This window comes from Streptomyces sp. 130 (genome assembly GCF_007096885.1).
Taxonomy (GTDB): domain Bacteria; phylum Actinomycetota; class Actinomycetes; order Streptomycetales; family Streptomycetaceae; genus Streptomyces.
The window spans coordinates 36652-57584 of sequence record NZ_VJNO01000043.1 but is presented as its reverse complement, the minus strand read 5'-3'; the positions used below and the strand labels follow the sequence as shown (position 1 = coordinate 57584).

General features: G+C 65.3%; 15 protein-coding genes and 2 pseudogenes. 8 read left to right on the top strand and 9 right to left on the bottom strand.

Translation table 11 applies throughout. From position 1 onward, the window contains the following. The first annotated feature begins 320 nt into the window (after positions 1-320). The 3 genes from FKN01_RS32685 to FKN01_RS27735 are packed head-to-tail and all read left to right on the top strand — an operon-like array spanning position 321 to position 1767. On the top strand, positions 321-482 hold the full coding sequence (locus FKN01_RS32685) for a hypothetical protein (RefSeq protein WP_185993011.1): 162 nt from the start codon (positions 321-323) through the stop codon (positions 480-482). A 44-nt stretch (positions 483-526) separates the two neighbouring features. Next, positions 527-769 carry a glycoside hydrolase family 3 C-terminal domain-containing protein gene (locus FKN01_RS33435; protein WP_260697038.1) on the top strand — a complete coding sequence of 81 codons (243 nt, stop codon included), beginning with the start codon at positions 527-529 and terminating at the stop codon, positions 767-769. 38 nt (positions 770-807) lie between these two features. Continuing rightward, positions 808-1767 (top strand): 5'-nucleotidase, encoded by a 960-nt coding sequence (locus tag FKN01_RS27735; RefSeq protein ID WP_143625282.1) that lies wholly within the window; start codon positions 808-810, stop codon positions 1765-1767. A 1323-nt stretch (positions 1768-3090) separates the two neighbouring features. Here the strand turns inward: FKN01_RS27735 and FKN01_RS27715 are convergent. Then, positions 3091-4440, bottom strand: coding sequence for an ankyrin repeat domain-containing protein (locus FKN01_RS27715; RefSeq protein ID WP_260697037.1), 1350 nt, complete (start codon positions 4438-4440; stop codon positions 3091-3093). A gap of 159 nt (positions 4441-4599) precedes the next feature. Between FKN01_RS27715 and FKN01_RS32870 the strand changes: the two are divergent. After that, a pseudogene (locus FKN01_RS32870) lies at positions 4600-4752 on the top strand (DUF6308 family protein); the annotation flags it as partial. Between the two features lie 336 nt (positions 4753-5088). Here the strand turns inward: FKN01_RS32870 and FKN01_RS27710 are convergent. Next, a complete protein-coding gene (locus tag FKN01_RS27710; RefSeq protein ID WP_143625296.1) occupies positions 5089-5757 on the bottom strand; it encodes a hypothetical protein in 669 nt (222 codons plus the stop codon). A 149-nt stretch (positions 5758-5906) separates the two neighbouring features. Further along, positions 5907-6317, bottom strand: a complete 411-nt coding sequence (locus FKN01_RS33430; RefSeq protein WP_398933299.1) for a hypothetical protein — start codon at positions 6315-6317, stop codon at positions 5907-5909. 209 nt (positions 6318-6526) lie between these two features. On the opposite strand from FKN01_RS33430, the gene FKN01_RS27700 reads away from it, so the two are divergent. Beyond that, positions 6527-6952 carry a hypothetical protein gene (locus tag FKN01_RS27700; protein WP_143625278.1) on the top strand — a complete coding sequence of 142 codons (426 nt, stop codon included), beginning with the start codon at positions 6527-6529 and terminating at the stop codon, positions 6950-6952. A gap of 349 nt (positions 6953-7301) precedes the next feature. Here FKN01_RS27700 and FKN01_RS33425 read toward each other — a convergent pair whose 3' ends face one another. Next, the gene (locus FKN01_RS33425; protein ID WP_260697036.1) at positions 7302-7607 is read right to left on the bottom strand and encodes a hypothetical protein; all 306 of its coding nucleotides are present in this window, start codon (positions 7605-7607) and stop codon (positions 7302-7304) included. A gap of 42 nt (positions 7608-7649) precedes the next feature. Continuing rightward, entirely contained in the window at positions 7650-8657 is a 1008-nt protein-coding gene (locus tag FKN01_RS27695; RefSeq protein ID WP_260697035.1) for a lipopolysaccharide assembly protein LapB, read from the bottom strand. Positions 8658-8906: 249 nt separating this feature from the next. Here FKN01_RS27695 and FKN01_RS27690 point away from each other — a divergent pair. Beyond that, positions 8907-10411 (top strand): annotated as a pseudogene (locus FKN01_RS27690) (ISL3 family transposase). 120 nt (positions 10412-10531) lie between these two features. Here FKN01_RS27690 and FKN01_RS33745 read toward each other — a convergent pair. Together FKN01_RS33745 and FKN01_RS32680 are read right to left on the bottom strand one after the other, a co-directional pair. Continuing rightward, complete coding sequence (locus tag FKN01_RS33745; protein WP_143625294.1) at positions 10532-10798, bottom strand: transposase; 267 nt, start codon at positions 10796-10798, stop codon at positions 10532-10534. Next, positions 10696-11157, bottom strand: a complete 462-nt coding sequence (locus FKN01_RS32680; RefSeq protein ID WP_185993010.1) for a transposase — start codon at positions 11155-11157, stop codon at positions 10696-10698. Before FKN01_RS32680 ends, FKN01_RS33745 begins: the two co-directional genes overlap by 103 nt. 981 nt (positions 11158-12138) lie before the next feature. Between FKN01_RS32680 and FKN01_RS27675 the strand changes: the two genes are divergently transcribed. Further along, a complete protein-coding gene (locus FKN01_RS27675) occupies positions 12139-13464 on the top strand; it encodes a hypothetical protein (protein WP_260697034.1) in 1326 nt (441 codons plus the stop codon). A 60-nt stretch (positions 13465-13524) separates the two neighbouring features. On the opposite strand, the gene FKN01_RS27670 is transcribed toward FKN01_RS27675, so the two are convergent. Both FKN01_RS27670 and FKN01_RS27665 read right to left on the bottom strand, forming a co-directional pair. Beyond that, complete coding sequence (locus FKN01_RS27670; protein WP_260697033.1) at positions 13525-15585, bottom strand: FG-GAP-like repeat-containing protein; 2061 nt, start codon at positions 15583-15585, stop codon at positions 13525-13527. 212 nt (positions 15586-15797) lie between these two features. Next, positions 15798-16304 (bottom strand): hypothetical protein, encoded by a 507-nt coding sequence (locus tag FKN01_RS27665; protein ID WP_143625274.1) that lies wholly within the window; start codon positions 16302-16304, stop codon positions 15798-15800. Between the two features lie 745 nt (positions 16305-17049). Here FKN01_RS27665 and FKN01_RS27660 point away from each other — a divergent pair. Beyond that, complete coding sequence (locus FKN01_RS27660) at positions 17050-20925, top strand: DddA-like double-stranded DNA deaminase toxin (RefSeq protein ID WP_398933295.1); 3876 nt, start codon at positions 17050-17052, stop codon at positions 20923-20925. The last annotated feature ends 8 nt before the right edge of the window (positions 20926-20933 follow it).

The window sequence follows — 20933 nt, the reverse complement described above, 5'->3', positions numbered from 1 at the left end:
CATCCACGAAGCCTTCCTCGGCCTCGCGACCTGCCTGATCACCCACCGACACGTCCAACGCCTTTGTTAGGACCTCTTACAGCAACCCCCAGCTTTGTTCGGGGGCGGGTGAACGGCCAGCAGGACTGCGCGGAGAGGATGTGGTGGGCCACTACCAGGGCCCCGTCGGTCATGTAACCCTCAACAGCGACGGAACGTTCACTACCGCAGGCTGGCCCACTGACCTAAGCGGCGCCGCCTACGGCGACCCGCGGAGCAGAGCCGGAAGCGGAACCTGGTTCCTGACGACCGCTGACGACGATCCTTCCTTTGCTGTCTCCATGTCCTTCCGCAAGATCAGTGGCTACCGCGACAGCGATGCCGATGGCGGGTACTACGGTGACGGGCTCATGATCGGTGGGAGCCGCGACCATCCACGTCTTTACTCGTTCGTCGGCGACCCCGACGACTGCAAAGTCACCACCTTCACACGCAAGGGCTGAGAGCCATCTGCCGCGCCCCCTGCCCGGTTGCCCTGGCGGCGTGTGTGGTTCTCTCCCGCGACGGCAAGGTCCATTTCGACGAGGACAGCTACAAGATTCTGGGCGACTGGTTGACCGAGGTGGCTGCGGCCAATCCGCGCACGATCGTCGTACTGAACACTGACGGCCCCGTGGCCATGCTCTGGCTCGACGACGTGGAAGCTGTCATCCAAGCCTGGTACGGAGGTCAAGGCATGGGCACAGCACTCGCACGGGAAGCGATCTCGGCGATACGGCTGATGCGATGATCTAGCCCATAGAGAACGGTCTGATTAGAGGGGTTTTCATGGCCGCTTACGAACTGACGAACCGGCTTGTCATCGGTATCGCCTCCAGCGCGCTGTTCGACCTCGCAGAGTCGGACGCCGTCTTCCGCGACCAGGGCGAGGAGAGCTACCGCGCCTACCAGGCGGAGCACCTCGACGACACGCTGCGCCCCGGTGTCGCGTTCCCGTTCATCCGCCGACTGCTCTCGCTCAACGACCTGAGCGAGGAAAACGACCCTCTGGTCGAGGCCATCGTTCTGTCGCGGAACGACCCCGACACCGGGCTTCGTGTCATGCGGTCGATACAGGCATATTCTCTGCCGATAAGCCGGGCCGTCTTCATGCAGGGCCGCTCGCCCTACAAGTTCATGCCCGCCCTCAACATGTCCCTGTTCCTGTCAGCCAACGCTGGCGACGTGCACGAAGCCGTCTCCCAGGGACTGCCGGCAGGACACGTGCTGGGCGAGCCCTACGACGATGACACCAGCGACCACGACCTGCGCATCTCGTTCGACTTCGACGGTGTCCTGGCAACCGACGACTCGGAGCAGGTGTACCAGACGGGAGGCATTGAGGGGTTTCGCGCCCATGAGGTACTCAACGCCGCGGTGCCGCATGACGCGGGACCGCTGAAGGAGTTCCTCGCCAGCATCAACCGTATCCAGCAGCGGGAGGAAGAGGAGCGGCAGAAGAACGCCGACTACCGCATCCGTCTCCATGTATCCCTCGTCACCGCGCGCAACGCCCCCGCGCACGAGCGGGCAGTGATGAGCCTGAAGAGCTGGGGGGTGACCGTCAACGACGCCTTCTTCCTCGGAGGCATCGACAAGGGCGAGATCATGAAGGTTCTCAGGCCGCACATCTTCTTCGACGACCAGGCAAGTCACCTGGCCAGCACTTCGCGGACCACCCCCAGCGTCCACGTCCCCTTCGGGAAGATCAACGAGCAGAGCGTTCCAGAGGACCTGACGCAGTCCTGACACGCTCCCCAGGTCAGCCTGCGCGGGGCACGGCCCACCCCCTGTGTCCCCTGCAGGCGCGCTCGCGAACCGGCCGCAACCGGGCACGTATCAAAAGGCCCGAAGCCGCAGGACACTGACGGTGGCTCCAAGACGGCTCCGGTCCACACGTCGGGGAGGCGATGTGGCCAAGGCCCGCCTGCGGCGCCGGGACGGACGCTACGTTGGGCCGCAGGGGTGGGACTCGCGCCGCTCGGACCGGCAGGATGAGTAGCACCTCGGCGCCAGCCCGGACAGGGAGGAGGCCAAGGCACTGCAGCGCATGGAAGCGGTCCCTGGCCACGAAAGGGGACTCGCCGCGACTGGAGGTTCCACCAGTACGGGCGAGGCCCTGTGCCATCTGACCCTCAAGGGTGAGGAGGCCGCCGCCACCGAGCTTCAGCGCTCTCTGTCCGAGATGGGCGAGCCAGAGTCCGCTGCCTCGGGTTTCGGCCGGGGATGTCGTCCTGGGGGATGTGGAGTGCGGGCTGCGGCAGTCCGGCCGCGGAGCAGAGCGTGGCAGCGTCGATCGACTGCGGCGTCAGCAGGGCCCATGCCCCCCGCTGATCGAGAACGTGGAGTAGCTGGGCGATGTCGGGGCGGGGCATCGCTTCGGCTCGCCCGGCTTGGAACATGGTGTCGGCGTGCACGTGAACGTGGCGCTGGCAAGATTTCGTAGCCGGAGATCATCCGTAGGTGCCGTCGGCACGGGCGGTGAAGCGTTCGCAACCGGCGTGCTCAAAGCGCACACGCCTGTCGAACAGGGAATCGGGACGTGTGCAGACTCCCCAGTCCGGGCCCAGTTCTCCGCTGAGCGCGCTCCAGGACCGGCATCCGCCGCACTGCTCGTCGAACCACGCATCCAGGTAGTCGGGGTTTCCCGTGGAACGATTGAGCAGCCGCAACCAGCGCCCGTGAACGTCGTTGCCATCCCCCCGTTGTCGTCCGACTGCAGCCTGGCCGAAGTCATCTCGCTCCCCGTCCTCTGACCGAATTCGCAAGGCCGATCTGTACGGAACCGTTGCTCGGCCGCCAGTTGGTTCCTGCGACCCCGCAGATGGTCCGTCCACGTCGCGGACATCATCTGCAAGGGCCGGTCGGCCGGTCCGTACAGCGGCGGCGGAGGTGAGCGATCAGGACGACGCGGTGGCGGAGGAGAGGGACGCCGGCGCGGCCGGCCATCATGCGGTTTGCAGTGTGACGTCGGTGCTGGGGCCCTCGTTGACTCAAGAGTTCGAAGAGGTCGGACCTACGGTCTGCAGACCGAGGCGGTCGCCTACCTTGTTTCGCTGCGATCCGGGACTCTCACCGAATACCGATCGGGTCTGCACCGGCAGAGTCGCCCTCTACCTGAACTACTGCCTGATGCGGCGCCTGGACTGGAAGATACCGGGCTTCCTCGGGCTTGCCGGACTGCGGCAGTGGCTCGTCGAGGCGCCTTTGCTTGTAGCGCTCCGCCGCGTCCAGGAGCCAGGTGTCCGACCAGTCCGACCGGTCGACGGGACCGATCTGCCGGGCACCCTCCACGCAACGGGCGTCGTCGGCCAGAGCGAGGCCGTACACGGCCTTGATCCGCACCAACTGGTCGCCCTCGCTCAGGAATCCGGCCAGTATGTCGGCCCCGGCTGGGCCCCAGCCCTCGAACTCGTACAGCAGCTCACACACGGCCGCGCGGACTCGGGTGTCGGGATCGCGGGCCAGTGCGGTGAGGACGTTCCACGCCTCTGGGTGGGTGTACGCGTACCGCGTCCTGTGCAGCAAGGACGGCACCACCATGCGTACGCGAGGGTCGGGGTGCGCGCGGTGGGCAAGCCCCACACTCTCGGTCGCCGGGTCGTCGACGTACGTCAGCCCGCTCAGCACCGACGCGAGCGCCGCCGGGTCCGTCTCCTCGGCGGCCCACGGAAGCAGAATCTCCGCGGCCTGGCGCTCAGCGGAGTCCGCGTCGAGGGCGAGGAGATGACGCACGAGATCCGCGGCGAACATCCGCCGCAGAGGGTCGAAGGCCGAACGCAGGGCCGCAACCCTGCCCCAGACCTCCGCCCCGGACCGTTCAGCGAGCACCGCGACCGCTTCCGTCCAGTCGGCGTGGTCCCCGTCGGCACGGGCCAGCGCACGGGCGAGCAGAACGTCGAACGGCCGGTACACGCCGAACACCGCCTCCAGACGGGTGAGAACGGCGCCATGACCGTCATACACGCTCATCCCACCCAGCGTGAGCATGTCGTACGCGGTGACGCCAAAGTCATCCGGGACCCTGCGGCGCACCACAGGGCCCGTCGCACCGGTCGCCAGGCGCAGCCCCGCTTCGGCACCGGTCCCGCACCAGCGCCGGGCATAGGCCAGGAGCCCGGCCCGGTCCCCTCCCGTGAGCCGGTCCGCGGCCTGCCCCAGCAAGGCGGCGGTCAGGGCGGCGTTGCCCGAGATCACGGCCCGCAGCAGCGGCGTGCTCCCGTCCGGCAACGGCCGCAGCGGATCGGCACCGGCGTCCAGCAGAGCCTCCGCCACGTGCCCGTCGAACGCGGCGACGGCAACACACAGCACGGGGGCCCCGTCGGCGTCCGTCGTCTCCGGGTCGGCCCCCGCCCACAGCGCCTCCCGCACGAGATGCGCACGCCCGGCCCGCACCTCAGCGACCAGCTGGTGTCCCGACACGGCCACGCCCCCGTACTCAGTTGCCCGGTGGGCAGAGTAATCGGCGGCAACAGCCGGCCGGAAACGAGAACGCACTCGGCCACGAGCTAGGCGGTGACCATGCCGTGCAGCAGCTCCACGCCCGCGAAGTCCCCCTCCTGAAGCGGCTGGCTTGCTTGCCACGCCGTGCTGCGCGAGGACGATGCCGCGTTGCATCACCAGCTGCTGGAACTAAGACAGGCCGCAGGCCTACCCGAAACGGTGAGTGCGCTGCGGGTGTGCGATGTGGCGGTGTGGAGGAGCCACCGGGCCGTCGGCCATGCCTGCCCCTGAGGATGCCTGCCGCCAACGTGCCCCCAGGGAGGAGACGACACGGTCGGTACAGCCGAGCCGGATCCGCCCTGGCGGCTGGTTCTGCCCACGTCATGTCCATCGCATGCATCCAGTCGTTGCGGGTGGCTTCTCCTCGCCCGCAACCCCGGGCACCGAAGCTCTTGCACCCGCGCGGCGCTCCCGGCGCAGCAGCCGGCGTTCTTGACCCGGCCGCCCCGGGCCGGGATGCCGAAAGGCCCGCCCCGATGATGGACATGGCCCGGTTGCGGCCGCTACACCAACGCAGTGACCAAGCCGGAAGCGGAGCAGGCACCGAAAACCCTCTGATCTGGAGTTCTACTCCACCGGGAGCCGTCGTCGGCCTTCCGGGGTAAAGGTGAACGTCTGGCGGAAGGGCCCCCTCCCGAAGCGCACTGCGAGCAGAAGGGGCTCTTCGTGCTCAGGTGGCCATGATTGCTCGGCTTGCGGAGCACTGCCGTTCCAGAGATGGAAGGACACCATCGGTTCCTCCGAGTTCTCAGTCAGGTAGCCGAGAGTCTTGCCGTAGTAGGGGTTGTTGCTGCCGAACAACATGGACGGCGTGCCGAACTCGTCGACGATGTCTGTCCACACGCGGTCCTTGCCCGCCCACTGGCGGGCCACACCCCGCAGGACTTCGTATTCGTCAGAGCCCAGTACGCGGTCCGGCTTGAGCCAGCCGCGGCGGTGCGCGAACTCGGCATACACCGAGGCAATGCCGTACTCGTAGTAGCGCTCCGGGATCAGATCGCGGAACACGCCCGCGACGCCGGTACTGGACCAGGCGCCGCGCTCTTCCCAGATCCGCTGCTGCTCGGCCAATGCCTCGGGCTGGCACTCCACGAACAGCAAGTGGTCCATCAGCATGCGCAAGGCCAGCTCCGACTCCCTCCCGAACATCCCGGGACGTCGCAGGGCCAGGTTCAACTGATCGATGAGATAGGCGCGTATCTCGTCGGGAGCTGCAAGCGAGCTGGAAGTAGGCACCCCACAGTCTCCCGCAGATTCCGCTGGATCGCGGTCACGGGCCGGCACCAGCTCTCCACCTGAGCCGGATAGAGGTCCGTCGCCCACTACCGATTCTGGGACCTGAGGTGCTCCGCGCGCTCGTAATACTGCTTGGCGGCCTTGGTAGTTCATCGCCCACTTGTCGGCTTGCGTACGCCGAGGGACCGGCTTCTCGTCGTCGGCCGCGGGTTCCCGAGGATGTGTTCGCACATCCACTGCTGCACGACCGTCAGGCCGTCCCAGCCGAGCCGCACGGACTGCACCCACCGGCCCAGCCCCTCGCCCTGGACCATCACCTCGCCCGGCCCGGCGGGCAGCAGGCGGCCCGCTTCCAGGTAGAGCCGGACGAGGTGGAAGCAGCGCTGCCACTCAACCGGCCAGGCCGGGCACCACGCCGGGGCGATGTCCTCCAACTGTTCGCGCCGCTCGTTCGACAGCTCCCCGGCCGACGACTGAACCTGCAGTCCCTCGGCGCGCCGTTGCTCATTCTCGGCCGCCCTCCGGGCTGCGGCTCGCGCGTTCTTCAGCCAGATCCCCACCCGGTAACACCGGAAGACGGCGTCGTTAGGGGATCACTGCCCACTCGCCGTCGACCCGGCACGGCGTCGCCTTTCGCCACAGTGCTCGCCCCCAGCCCTACAGGCCCTCTGGTCCGGGTTCCTTCCGGCCGTGACCCTGTGGCGCCTGGGCCAGGCGCTCCAGCGGGCCGCCACCCTCCCGGGCGCCCAAGAGCCCACCACCGCTCCCGGTGAACCTGCGCCGCAGACCTGCTGAGTCGACAGCAACGTCTCCAGCCACCGAATCAGGCGTACCCGAGCACCCGCTCCGCGACTTCGTCGTCTGGGCCGCCCGCCGCAGCCGCAGCCGCCCTCTTCCGCACCGGCTCAAGGACGATTCGGTCGGAATCGACGACGACTCGCACTGGGAACTTCTCCAGCAGTGCCTGACCGACACCGAACCTCCCCTGGAAGTCCGCGCCGCCGGACCCGTCCTCCTACTGTTCGGCCAGCACCACACACGAGTCGCTGCCCTGCCCACCACTGCTCTGCGCGCGGTGGACGGTGACATGGTGCTCGTCCTGGACCGCACCCCGATCCGCTTGCCTAAACCTCTCGCCCGCCTCCTGGCCGAACTCGCGGACCGGCCCCCGCACTCCGGCTGGGCCGCGAACTAACCCCACCGATGGCTCTTTCCCGGCAGCAGGCCCGGCCAGCACGTCTCCGGTACCGCTCTCGCAGCCCGCCTAGCCGCCCGCCACACCCCATCCGACCCGCCCGCACAACCGCGCTGGTCCACTCGCCCTGGACCCTCCGCCTGCAGTCCTCGCCCCCATGCTCGGCCTCCACGTCGTTACCGCCCAGCAGTGGCGCCAACGCGCCGCCACCGACTGGAGCGCCTACCTCGCAGCCCGCCGAACCGGAACACACTCGGCCGAATAACGACGGCACAGATCAACCCTCGGGCAACCGGCATGCCGCTCTCCAGCGAGCAGCCATCTGAACAGGCCCCGGCTGTGCCGGTCCTCAGAACGCAGGATCTTCCGACCATGGGTCTGTCGTTGATACAGCGGGCGTGTGGGGGCCGGGCTGCTGGAGGATGGCCAGGGCTTCGGCGATACGGCCGAGGTCGATCAGGTAACCGGCGAGGTCGTGGCTGTTGCTGCGGTCATGTTGCTGAAGGACGGCGATGGCTTCCTCGGTGCGCCCGGCGTCAGCGAGGAACCGAGCAATGTGTTCCGCCGCGTACCAAGTGGTGCCTTCGGGGTGGGCTCGGGCCCGTTCAACCGCTTCGTCGACCCCGCTGCAGGCGGCAATCAGCGGCAGCCGCATCCAGAACAGCTCCCAATCAACCTCGCCCCCCGTGAGTGGCGGTCAGTGCGTCGAGGTGGTCCAGGCCGTCGGCGGGCCTCCCTGGTCGAGGCACAGCTGGGACAGGGCGTGGAGAATCCAGTCGTCCCCGGGGTGGGCGTCGGCCTGGGCGCGCATCACGGCGATCGCTTCGTCACCCCGGCCGTGCCGGGTCAAGAGCTGCGCGAGCTCGTAAGCCGAGTTCGGGTTCCAGGCCACGGTGCCGTCGGTCCCCCTGTATGCAGCGATCGCGCCCTCAACGTCACCATGCTCCTCCAGGAGCTCCGCCAGCCGCTGCACGGCCACCTCATGTCCGTCGGTCGCCGCATAGGCGCGCAGTTCCTCGATTCGGCCGTGCCGAGCCAGCAGGTCGGCGAGCTGGTCGCGGCTGTTGACCGAGGTGATCTGCCGGCGCCTGAGCAGGGCGATGGCCTCATCGATGTGGCCCTGGCGCTCGTAGATTGTCGCGAGTAGGCCGATTGCTGTGTCGGGGTTAAGGCCGCGGCAGCACCACGGGCCGTCGCAGCGGTGGCCGGCCGGGATCCGGTCGGCGAGCAGCGCGGCGGCCTCCTCGTCGCGGTTGGCGACGGCGGCCACGTCGACCAAGGCGGTGGCGTGCGCCCAGTCGTCGGCGTGCGGTAGGAGCATGGTGAACGCCTCCGCAGCGCGGCCGTGCCGGGCAAGCAGCCGCGCGTAGGCCCTCAACGCCACGGGATGCCCGACAGCCATCCGGGCCCGGAGGGTCTCGATCGCTTCCTCGCTCCGGCCCCAGCCCTCGAGCAGTTCGGCGGCCGCTACAACGGCCGTCCACCAGCCCGTTGCGGTGTACGGGGCGAGCACGTCCAGTGCGTCGACCTGTCGGCCCCACTCACCCAGCAGCCGCGCCCACGCAAGCGCGCAGAACCACTCCCCGCGTCCGGCCTGCAGTTCCACAACGTCGAGGTGGCCACGCTCGAGCAGCCGAGAAACCAGCTCGGGCGGGAGACAACCGGACCGCGTCCGGGCCCGGTAGTCAAGATCAGCAGCATCCACGGCCACGCACCATAGCGCCAACCTCCGACATCCGCCGATGCCACTGGCAGTCTCGAATACAGCACAGTTGGCGGCTTTGGCGGCGGTCAGGTCGTTGGCGTAGGCATGTCGGTGCTCGGGGGTCCAGGCGTAGGCGCCGGCTGGCGCGGGGTGTCATCCGAAGGGCTCTGTTCCGTAGTCGGTGGTGACGGTACGTGATGGGCCTCGTTGACATCGCGTGCGAGATTTCAACTGCCTTGTGGCAACCGTATTTTTTGGCTCTCTGCGTTGGTCATCGAGGAGGTGGTCGATGAAGGTGAGGTGATCCGGGTCGCAGCCCGGACCCGGGATGTCCCCTCGCCTTGCCGGGTGTGCGGGATGCTGACCGGAAAAGTCCACGGGTACCACAGCCGGACCATGGCGAATGTGCCGGTCGACGGCCGCAAGGTCGTGGTCCACGTCCAAGTGCGGCGCCTGGTCTGCCCGGTCCTGGAATGCCGGCGCCAGACCTTCCGCGAACAGGTCGCCGGGCTGATGGAATGCCTCCAACGCCGCACCACCCGCCTGACCATCCAGGTCAGTGCGGTGGTGAAGGAGTTATGCGGCCGGCGGCTGCCCGGCTCACCCACTCACTGGCCGTGCCCATGTCGTTCGCCACCGCCCTGCGTCTACTTCGGCGCATCCCCATACCCCCGGTGCGAACCCCGCGAGTGGTCGGGGTCGACGACTTCGCCCTGCGCCGCCGACACCGGTACGCCACGATCATCATCGACGCCGAAACAGGTGAGCGCATCGACGTGCTGCCCGGCCGCGAGGCCGCCGGTCTGGAAGCCTGGCTGCTCGAGCACCCGGCATCGAGACTGTATGCCGGGACGGCTCGGCCACCTATGCCGAGGCGATCCGCCGGGCCCTGCCCCACGCGATACAGGTCAGCGACCGATGGCACCTGTGGCGGAACCTGTGCGACAAGGTTTTGGCCGAAGTACGGGCACACGCCTCGTGCTGGGCCACGGTCAACCCGCCCCGCCCCGGCGGGATCCATGAACAGACGATCCGCGAGCGCTGGCACCAGGTCCACGACCTCCTCGGACGAGGCGTCGGGCTACTCGAATGCGCCCGCCGCCCCTCGACCTGACCCTGAACACCGTCAAGCGCTACTCCCGCATCCCCGAACCCTCAGCCGACCGCATCACACCCCGCTACCGGACCACCTTGGTCGTCCCCTACCGCGAGCACCTACGGTCACGACGCGCGGCCGAGCCCGCAGTAGCCGTCACCCAACTGTTCCGCGAGATCAAAGCCCAGGGCTATACCGGCAGCCACAACCTCCTAGTCCGCTACCTCACCCAGGGACGAGCCGAGGGCAACCGGCCGGTGATCACCCCGCGCCACGCGACCCGGCTCCTGCTCACACACCCCGAAAACTTGCGGACCAAGGACACCGCCCTCCTGGCAACCCTCACCACCGCATGCCCCTAGACAGCCGAACTCGCCCGAGCCGTCACCACATTCGCCCAGCTACTGACCCCGGCGAAGGGCAACGATGCCCGCCTCACCGAATGGATCGCCGCCATCCGTGCAGCCGACCTGCCCCACCTACACGGCTTCTGCAACGGCCTAGAACTCGACCGCGTCGCTGTCAACGCCAGCCTCACCCTGCCCTACCACAACGGCCGCACCGAAGGCGTCAACACACCCGCACCGAACGGATCATGAGGCAGATGCATGGCCGAGCAGGATTCGATCTCCTCCTCCACCGCATCCTCCTGCCCTGACCACGGAACGTCACCACCGACTACGAAACAGAGCCGCTCGTTTGACAGTCCCGAACAACGACTCCCGCAGCCGAAAGCCACGACTTGTTTCCCGGCAAGCTCTCAGAGCTCGTAACACGATCATGGACGGGCCTTCTTGAGGCGTCGGTAACAGATGAGGCTGCAGGCGAGGGAGACGAAGGCGTCGTGGAGTTCGGTGCGGCGTTCCCAGCGCACAGCGAGGCGTTTGAGGTGGTGGAGCAGCGCGAAGGTCTGCTCGACGACGTAGCGGAGCTTGCCGATGCCTATGATGTTGGGTGATCCCTTGCGGGAGATGACGGGCAGGATTCGTCGGCTACGGAGTTCGTCGCGGTTGGGGTTGGAGTCGTAGCCTTTGTCGCCGAGCAGGGCCTCCGGTCGTCGGCGGGGCGGCCTGCGACGGGTGGGATGCCGTCGACCAGGGCGAGGGTCTGGGTGACGTCGTTGACGTTGGCCGCGGTCGTCATGACCTTAAGCGGGGTACCGCGTCCGTCGCAGATCAGGTGGTGCTTGCTGCCCGTCTTTCGCCGGTCGACCGGTGTCGGCGCCCCCTTTTTCGCGCGGATGTGGGTGATCAGGGACAGCTGGGCCTCCCATGCCATGTGCTGGGTGCCGTCGGTGGAGCTGGCCATGTCGTCCGCACGCCACGAACTGTCCGCGGCCGGAACCTCGAGCTCCGCCAACCAATCCGCCTCCCGGATCGCAGACGCCAGCTCCAGCTTGAGCATGTGGTGCTTCCACGATTCGTTCGACAGCTCACATGACGGCGGCCGTCCAGGGGGTGAGTATCCTGCCCGGGGGCTGATCGCCCTGCAGAGGCTGTAAGGAGACGCACTGATGGACGGGCGTAGAGTCGCCGCGACTAGCGAGAACATGCCCGCGGTGGCCGGCCTGCCGATCGCACTGGAGCTCTCCGGCCGTATGACTCCCGTACTTGCTTTGGCGGTTCCGTCCGCGGTGCTGCGTGGCGAGCTGGAAGACCTTATTGAGCGTTACGGATTCGTACCCCGGGGGAGGACAGCATGGGCTCGTGAGTCTCGTACTCGATGGATGGCGAAGCCTGACGGCCCGTTGGAGTTCATCTTCAGTGCCGACGATGGGGTGGCCCAGTTTCGAATGCCCGATGAGCCTGAGGTTCGGGCGTGGGCTGCTTTCGCTATCGCAAGGGGTGGAACCGTGGGAGTCATGATTCTGCCGGACATGGACGCGCCGACAGCCGTCGCAGCTGCTACTCGCGTAGAAGCCGATGGCGGAGAATACTGGCTCTCTAGCGCCGGGTTGATTTCCGGCGCCTGACTCCAGGGTCGTACCTGGACCCGCAGGCCGAGCCAGCGTGGCCCGCCTACCTGGAGCGCGGAGATCGACAGGGGAGATCTGAGGCCAATCGAAAGATTGGCATCGCAGAGAATGGCTCTCAAGACGTCCATTGTGGCTATGCCAAGACGCCTTGGAGCGAAGTAATCAGCTTCGTGCTGCGGTCGACAATTGGTGAACTACGCGTAAAGGCCTTTCCCTGCCCTTGGGTAATCCGCGTCCGGCGGACAGGTGGATGCTGCGTTCTTTGTACGTTCCTCGTGCTGGAATTGCCGTCTCAGTAGGGCCCACGCCTGCCGTGCGGTTGAACTGTAGCTTTCTGTCCGGACGGTCAGAGCCGGTGCGAACGGGATGTGTGCCGACAGTGTGTCAGTGGGTGGCCCTACGCTCGGCCTGTGAACATTGATGATCTTGAGTGGCAGTCGCGTGCGCTGGGTGGGTACCCGCCCGTCTTCGTGGACCTGCTGGTGGAGCGCGGGCATGTGGAGCAGCTGGTACGGGCAGCTCTCCGGGGAGCGTGGCCCTGCGCGAAGGCGGCAGCGCGTGAACTGTGCGGGGCAGGTGAGCTTGAGCGAGCCCTGGGCGTACTGGAGGCGTATGTCGAGGTCGGCTGGGAGCCGGCACGCTGGGCAGTTGCCGACTCTCTACTTCGAGTGGGACGAGGGGAGCAGGCACTGGAATGGGTTCGGCCGGATGATGCGGGACTGGCGTCCGAGCACACCTGTCGCAACTTTGCTGAGCTCCTGGTGCAAGTTGGACGGGTGGACGAGGCGATACAGGTCCTGACACCGCACTTGGACCGGGGCTGGATGCTGGCCGCGCTTGTCGAACTCACCGACGGCCACGGCCGGGACGAGCAGGTCCTGGACCTGCTCGCACCCAGGGCGGAGCGCGCCCGCAGCGCCCGCGGTGAGCAGCGTTGGAACCTCGATGCCAGCAACGCGCAGGAGCTTCAGGCTCAGGTGCTGGAGCGCGCCGGGAGCGTCGACGAGGCGGTCCGGGTGCTTGGTGGGGACATTGCCGCCGGCCGCTACGTTGTGCAGAACACGCTTGAGGCCTACGCGGCGCTGCTTCGACGCAACGACCGGATGCAGGAGCTGTGCGCCCTGGGCACTGGAGAGCATGCCCAGGTGGCCCTGCCGTACTACGCCAAGGCCCTCGAGGACCACGGTCGGGCCGACGAGGCCGAAGCGATTCTGCGTCGCTTCATAGCTGCCGATGAGTGGGACCGTTTCCGATGGCCCCTGATTGATCTTTTGGGACGCCAGGGCAGGTTTGAGGATGCCGTCGAGGTAGGGCGACCGACTTTCGGCTATCACGACGCGTGCCTCCTAGAAAGCGTCATCCACCTTCTTGCCGAGGCCGGGCGTTACGACGATGCCCTGGCCATTCTTGACGAGCGCGATGCTGAGTACGTCGAGGAGCACTCTTCCTGGTTTCACAGCAATCGGATATGGCTGCTGGGCGAGGCGGGCCGGTACGGGGAAGCCCTTGCATACGCCAGGACTGTTCCGACGGGCTGTTACGGATTGGCGTCCAGTACTGCGTGGATCCTTGAGGAGCTGGGACGTGTCGAGGACGCGTTGGACCTGCTTCGCGCAGATCCGGATGTGGACGCTTGGGAGGTAGCAGCGCTTCTTGTCCGGCATGGGCGCGCAGATGAGGCGATGGACGGTATGCCCTCCCTCGCTGATCTCCGAGCGGCCAGCCGCTGGGGGTAGCCAGGTGTGCCCGCCCGGTCCGAGACCGGGCGGGCACACCTGGCTTTGCAGCTGGGGCTGTTATGAGCTGTAGCGCTCGAAGAGTGTGACCCGGTTATAGGTCCAGCCGGTGGCCGCTGTCCAGCTCTTGACGGGTTCGTTGAGGGTGCCGTCGGTCTTGGCGGTCCAGGTGATGGTTCGGACGCTGCCGTCGTCGTAGCCGTAGAAGGCTCCGAGGTCGTCGCGTCCGTCACCGTTGTAGTCACCGGTGCTGATCTGCATGTGGTCGCGCCAGTACTGGCCTGCGGCGACGTTCCAGATCTCGGTACGGTTGCCGAACTTTCCGTCGGTGCCGCTCGGGTTGAAGCTGAATGCTGCGTCTTGACCTTCGGAGTAGTCGTACCAGGTGCCGAAGTCGTCGCGGCCGTCGCCGTTGAAGTCGCCCGAGAAGACGCTGGTGCGGTCGAGGCTGCCCCACTTGGGGTCTTCCCAGCCGCCGAGCGGTTCACCGAAGCCGCCGTCCGGCTTGGCGGTGAAGGTGAAGAGCTTGGAGTTTCCGTCGGCGTAGCCGTAGAAGACGCCGATGTCGTCGCGGCCGTCGGCATTGTAGTCGCCGGTCGTGAACTTCATTCGGGACGCGGTCCAGCCGCTGGTCTTGGAGAACGACGAGAACGGTGCGTTGAGCCCGCCGTTCGCCTTGGAAGTGAACGTGAAAAGCTTGTCCGCGCCGTCGGAGTAGTCGTACCAGGCGGCGACGTCGTCGCGGCCATCCCCGTTGAAGTCACCGGACTGGACCTTGATGCGGTCCCACGTCCATTGGCCGGCCGGCACCGTCCAGGAGGTGATGGCCTCGGAGAACTTACCGTCTCCAGTGGCCAGCCAGGTGAACAGGGATACGCTGCCGTCGTCGTAGCCGTAGAACGCGGCGACATCACCGAGCCCGTCACCGTTGAAGTCACCGGTGGCGAACTTCATATGCTCCGCCCACCAGGTCCCCTTGGCCTTCTCGTACCCGGTTCCCGGTGCCTGGAACTTGCCGGCGGCGTCGGCGATGAACGTGTGGATCGCGTCATTGCCTTCGGAGTAGTCGTACCAGCTCGCCATGTCGCTGCGGCCGTCACCGTTGTAATCGTGACGCACCACCGTGCCACTCGACCACTGTGACTCGTTGCTGGCGTCGTAGATGACGAGGTTTCCGCGGTCCTGCAGGACGACGCTTCCGCCCGATGCGGAGGTCTTCGACTCCCACAACACCGTTGTACCGTCGGCGTCCACAACAGTCAGGTTCCCCCCCGCGGTGAAGTGGGCGCTCGCACCGGCATGGCCAGCCGTCTTTGTCGACCAGAGAGCCTTGCCGCTGCCATTGGCGGTGATCACAAGATCGCCGTCAGCCTGCATCGTTAGGCGCATCGAGTTGGAGACAAGATTGTCACCCGAGGACAGTGTGGTGCCCGGAGTGAGCTTGTTGCCCACGACCATGTTGTCAAGGCGTGCTGCGATGGCGTCGGTACGGGTCTCGTCGCTGCCGAAACAGCCACCTTGCCATGAACGTGATGCCAGAGCGACCAGTTCGAATCCACCGCCACTGGCTGCACGCACGACCGGAGCGCCCGTGTCTCCCGCGCAGATGGCGTCTGTGGCTGCCTTTCCGCTGATGTCGAGGGTGCTGTTGGTGAGAGAGTTGACCTTAAAGGTGGCCCTGTGAAGCTTGGTGGGTGCCCACTCGTCCTGGGTCCGGCCGAAACCGGTGACCTGCAGTTCGCCACCGTTGCCGGGGGCAGTTGTGGCCATAGAGACGGGCGTGATGCCGGTGGTGGGCGCGGACAGCCTCGCCATAACCACGTCACGGCCGGAGCGCGGGACGATCTCTACGACGTCGCGGACCTGACCACCCGTCGAGTTGAGGTCTGGGCGACCGATTGTGGCGGTGGTCTTCCACTTAGGTGCTCCCGTAGCCACCTGCTCGCTGGTGCCGTCGTCGCTGAAGCAGCTCGCTGAGGTAGCGAGCCACTGAGGTGCGACGAGTGCGGCTGAACACGCGCGCATGCCGTTGCCGATGTTCAACCGGGCGGTGAAGCCGTAGACGGCGTCGGTGGCGGGGGTCCCGACCGCAGCCTGAGCCGGTGTGGCAGCGATGAGCATGGGGGCTGACATCATGGCTGCGAGGGCGACCGAGAGAGCGGGCCTGCTGCCGGGTCTGTGACTACGCATTATGTTGCGTCTTTCGTGTCAAGGGGTTGCTGAGAACGAAGTCGATGAGCGTCCGCTCGCGGAGAAGCCCGGTACGGGGGCTGCACCGAAGACGTTGACTGACCAGGGATGCGGTAGTGGCACCTGATGGTGTCGTACCCAAATCAGCCGGCAACTCGAAGCTCGATGAGGGTAGTGGGTGCACCGTCGACCTGGCCGGACTCTCCGTACCCGGTGAAATCGTTGGCGGGTGCGTTGATCACGGTGGTTGCGCCGTCACCGTCCCTGAGCGTGGTCTTGACGGGATCGTCCGAGGTCCAGATTCCGTACGCCTGCGGAATCTCGAGCGTGAGAAAGGCGGGCTTCGCTGTCACGTTGAAGCAGAAGTCCTTCTGTCCCGCACGGCTCATGATCGAAATATCTTCAGCGCCGTCACACGTAGTCATCACCATGTGGCCATCCCCGCGCTTAAGAACCGCGCCGGTCTCCTGCTCAATCTTTGCTGCGCCCGGGTAATTGAAATCCTCGACTGCGTAAGGCATGACGCTTCCCGTGGCAGCTTCGGCGACACCATCGTTGAAGAGCTGGGGCGCGCTGAATGTTGCTGCAATGGCTGCGAGCAATGCAGCAAAAGTAACAAGAAGGGTTCTTCGGGTATGACGTGTTGCCATTTCTTTCCTTTCGTGAAAGAGGCCTGCAATGAATAAGCATTTACTCGTGCAGGGCGTCACAAATTGAACCATCTGCAGGGGTGTAGATGTGAAGATGCCATGGTGATGCGCGTCACAATCGTGAGGAAGCTGTCGCTGTGGCGTGTCTCGTTGCCGGCTGCAGGGGCCGACTCGAATCAGAATGCCTATGCGATACATGCAGTAACCACCTATTTGGTTAATATGGCGCATTATTCAATTTAACGGGCATATGCCGTGGTCTTGACCATTGCGTGCTCGCAAGCGTCTGACCTGCGACTTAGTTGCGCGGCGTTATCTATTCGTAAGCATTCGGAGCTGCAGCGGCATGTACGATCAGGCGGCTCCGGAAGCGCTTGCCTAGTTCGTCCCGCCTACGCAGAACCGGACGAATCCGACTCGTGTGATCGGCGCAAAAGCATCGTTCTCGATGTGAAAAAGCAGACATGAAAGTGAAGGCGTAGCTATTAAAATGAAAAGATGTAGACCCAGTCGATGGGTCTCTGCTTTCGGTAGAAATGGGCGCCTGTCGGTTCGGCAGCGCTCCCTTCGGATTCTCCTGACCGCAGGGTTGCTTTCGGGGCTTCTTGGAGCTCCCGCCGCCGTAGCAGCAGACGCGCCGGAACTTCCGGTAAACATACGAGCCCAGATTCTTCAGTACTGGGAAACTGGTGGCGTCGGCCTGAAGGCCGCAGCGGAGCAAGCGCTCCTCGGTGGCAATGCAGAAATGCAGCAATTTCTGGACGAAGCGCAAGCCATCCAGTTCGATGACAACCGTATCGACACCGCGCGCTTGGCCATGACGGGCGGCCCGGGCCTGCGGCAAGCCGCCAAGGACGCTCTGACGAAGTCGCCGGAGGAACTGGAGGCCTTTCTCCTCTACGGCTTCGAGGTACCGCTGGACGATGACCGCAAGGTCGATATCGCCCGACTGGTGACTCTCGGGGACTACGGCGTGCGGGAGGCTGGCAAAAAGGCCCTCCAAGGCACGGCTGACGACCGAGAACTGTTCCTCAACACCGGTCAGTACGAGGCCCTCGAGGACGACAACCGTGTTGAGACCGCACGACTGGCAACCATCGGTGGTCCGAACGTAAAAGCAGCAGCCAAGGTAGCGCTGCGCGGCACCGCCGAGGACATCCAGGAGTTTCTGGACGTCGGACAGTTCATCGCTCGCAACCGCGACCAGGAACACGCATCCATCGCGGAACTGATCGACAGCGCCAAGACGTCAGGCCAGCTCGCCGAGGACGCGACCAAGCAGGCAGAAGAAGCCTCTGCCAAGGCAGTCACAGCTTCCGCATTGGCCAAGGAAGCCGCTGAGAAGGCCGCCAAGGAGACCGAGTCAGCCAAGAACGACTCGAAGAAGGCCGCAGTCAAGGCACAACAAGCGGCTGACGCTGCCCGTGCTGCGGCAGATGCCGCTCAGCAGGCTATCGGCGCGGCCAATGCGGCTAGCAGCGCAGCACGCCGTGCTTCCATCGCTGCCGCCCAAACCGCCGCAGCAGCCGCAGCAGCAGGGGAAGCGACAAACAAGGCCTACAAGGCAGCGATCGCTGCCGCCGGTGACCAAGCCAAGGCCAGCGAAGCCGCTACGGCTGCCAAGCAAGCGCGTGACGTTGCGGCCGCCCTTGAATCGTCGGCCGCCGCAGCAGACCTTGCAGGCGAAGCGTCGGCAAACGCAGCCATCGCCGCCAAGGCCGCCAAGAGTGCGACAGCCAATTCCCGCGCAGCCGCCGACGCCGCCGACGACGCAAACGCCTACGCTGATGCCGCCGGCCTGCACTCCGAAGCCGCACGACAGGCCGCTGCTGAAGCCCGCAGAAACGCCGCAGTCGCCGACGCCGCGGCCGACCGCTCCGCCGCTCTGGCCACCCGCGCTGCCACAGCCGCCTTCGGCGCACGAGATGCAGCAAACTCGGCCGCCGCACACGCCAAAAAGGCTGCCGGATTTGCTGAGGAGGCCGCAGAACAAGCAGGAAACACCGCCACCTACGCCGCGGTCGCCCAGAAGAACGCCGACGGAGCCCTGGCAGCGTCGGATGCTGTAGACGCTGCCGTCGCCAAGGCCAAGGGCATCTACGACCTGGCTCGCGAAACCGAAGACGCCGACCTCCAAACCCGCACAGACGCAGCCATCGAGCGAGCCCGCTCGATGAAGATGTCCACCGAAGCTGGCATCTCCGCTTCTGCAGCAACACAGGTCGAGGCCCTATCACTGAATGACACGGCAGCCCAGCTCGCGGACGAGGCCGCACGTCCGGATGCAGACCTTCAGGCCACCGCAGCAAAGGGACGCCGGCTGGCCCTCCAGGCCATGGAGTCGCTCGGCCCTTGGCACCAGGAAGCGGCAGCCCGGGCACTGTCGGGTACCGATCAAGACGTCTTGGACTACCTGCGCACTCGTTGGAAGGAGGCCGACCAGAGCGACATACGCGAGCGCGTCGTTGACCTCAGCAACCAAAGCCCCTATGCCTCCGTTCGCACAGCAGCAGCCGCAGCGCTGAACGGCACACCCGAACAAGTAGAGAGCTTCTACACCGACGGCCAGTACCAGGCCGGCCTAGACGACATGAAGGTCGACGTTGCCCGTCTTGCCGAAACCGGCGACACCAACGTCAGCACCTATGCCAAGGCCGCACTAGCCAACGGCACAGGTAAGGTGCTGGCGACTTACCTGCACATCGGCCAGTACGGCGAACGGCTCACAGACGAGAAGGTCATCACAGCCCGTCTCGCCCAAACGGGCGGACCGGAACTGAGCGCCGCAGCTAAGGTAGCCCTCGCCGGCCCACCCAACCTGATACACGACTTCGTCACCACAGGCCAGTACATGGCCCAGCGCAAGGACGATCTCACCAACGTTCACGTCCACCAGGTCGAACGTCTCCTGGCCGAAGGCGCCCTGATCAGCGCTCAGGCAAAGACCGACGCCTGGCACGCCGCCGAAGCAGCGGCTGAAGCCAAGCAAGCTACCGCTGACGCAACCAAGGCTGCTGCAGAAGCAGACAAGTCAGCAGAACTGGCCGAAAAATACAAGAACGACGCCCAAAATTCTGCCCAGTCCGCCGCCCAAAGCGCCGCTGCCGCCGCCGAATCAGCAATCACAGCACGCAACGCCGCTGATAGGGCAGACGCCGAAGCACAGGCGGCCGAAGACTCTGCATACCAGGCCGAATTCTCTGCAAACTACGCCCGGAACACAGCAGCCGATGCAAGGAATGCAGCAGACGAAGCCAAGGCATCAGCCGAGGCCGCAGGAGACAGCAAGGCCGAAGCAGAGCAGGCTGCCGAGGACGCCTGGCGGACTGTAATCACTCTTGCTGAGAAAGAAAAAGCGGAGGCAGAACGCCAAGAGAAGGAAAGGCGCAAGGCGGAAGAAGGATCCGACGCGCGCAAACCCTTCTGTATGGACCTGATGGGGGGGATTGCGAAGATTCCGGGTATAAATACGGTCATCTGTACGGATTTCTTTAACGAAGTCAAGGATGTCGTAACGGACCCGGAAACTTACAAGACGCTTGCCTGGGAACTTTCGGGACTTGCCGACGTCAAGAAGTGCATAGAGGATCCGACTCTCCTTGATTGCGTCATGGCCGTGGTCGGTGTCACCCCATGGGGCAAGCTCAAGATCGTTGCCAAGATTGAGAAGGGCATCGAGACTGTCAAAGCCGGGCGAGCAGTGCGTCGCACCGTCAGCTGCCTTGCTGGAGCTGCTCACAGTTTCCTTGCTGGCACCTCAGTTCTCATGGCTGACGGAACGAAGCGGCCCATCGAGCGGATAGGCGTCGGCGATCTCGTCATTGCGACTGATCCAGCCACGGGCGAGACGGGCCCGCATGCGGTTACCCGAAGTATTCGCACCCCGGACGACCGGGAATTCACTGACGTAACTCTGGTTGACGGATCCACTATTTCGTCCACTAGACATCATCCCTACTGGTCCGAAAACGACCGGATGTGGAAGACGGCGGGCGACCTCGATGTAGGCGACCGGCTGCGCACCCCGCAGAAAGAAACTGTAACCGTCGCAAAAAAACGCGACTGGAAGGGATTGCGGGAAGCATTCGACCTCACGGTTGACGGTCTTCACACCTACTATGTATCCGCCGGGCGATTCAGTGTACTTGTCCACAACACAGGCGAAGAGTGTCCGGGATGGGTCATAGACGCCTACGAGGCGCTACCCTACTCGCCACCCGGTGGAGGCACGTCGGGCCTCGCCTTCTTCGAAGATGGAACTCCCTACATAGACGATTTGCTGCGTAGTGGAAGGGATGCGAATGCTGAACAGATCTTCGAATACCTGAACAAGCTTGATGAGTTCAAGCACTGGCCAGGTTATAACTCTCTCGCGGGGCATGTGGAAACTAAACTTGCCTGGTTGATGCGCAAGAAGGGAAAACCCGGGGAGACGGTTGATGTCGTAATCAACAAGAACTTCGTGTGTCCTAGGGTCGATGGTCCCAACGACGTGGGATGCAAGCAGACCGTGCCAGCAATCCTGCCCAAGGGAATGACCATCAACGTACACTATCCTGGGTACAAAGAGCCGCTCCCGCTGGAGGGCAAGGCGGACTGGGATTCGGATAATCCGAACTAGGAGGAGAA

Excerpts from the sequence above, each read along its gene's own strand:
- FKN01_RS27735 (WP_143625282.1), top strand. The coding sequence starts at position 808 with ATGGCCGCTTACGAACTGACGAACCGGCTTGTCATCGGTATCGCCTCC.
- FKN01_RS33425 (WP_260697036.1), bottom strand. The coding sequence starts at position 7,607 with ATGCGGCTGCCGCTGATTGCCGCCTGCAGCGGGGTCGACGAAGCGGTT.
- FKN01_RS27670 (WP_260697033.1), bottom strand. The coding sequence starts at position 15,585 with ATGCTCATCGCTGCCACACCGGCTCAGGCTGCGGTCGGGACCCCCGCC.
- FKN01_RS27665 (WP_143625274.1), bottom strand. The coding sequence starts at position 16,304 with ATGGCAACACGTCATACCCGAAGAACCCTTCTTGTTACTTTTGCTGCA.
- FKN01_RS27660 (WP_398933295.1), top strand. The coding sequence starts at position 17,050 with ATGCAGCAATTTCTGGACGAAGCGCAAGCCATCCAGTTCGATGACAAC.
- FKN01_RS32680 (WP_185993010.1), bottom strand. The coding sequence starts at position 11,157 with ATGCTCAAGCTGGAGCTGGCGTCTGCGATCCGGGAGGCGGATTGGTTG.
- FKN01_RS32685 (WP_185993011.1), top strand. The coding sequence starts at position 321 with ATGTCCTTCCGCAAGATCAGTGGCTACCGCGACAGCGATGCCGATGGC.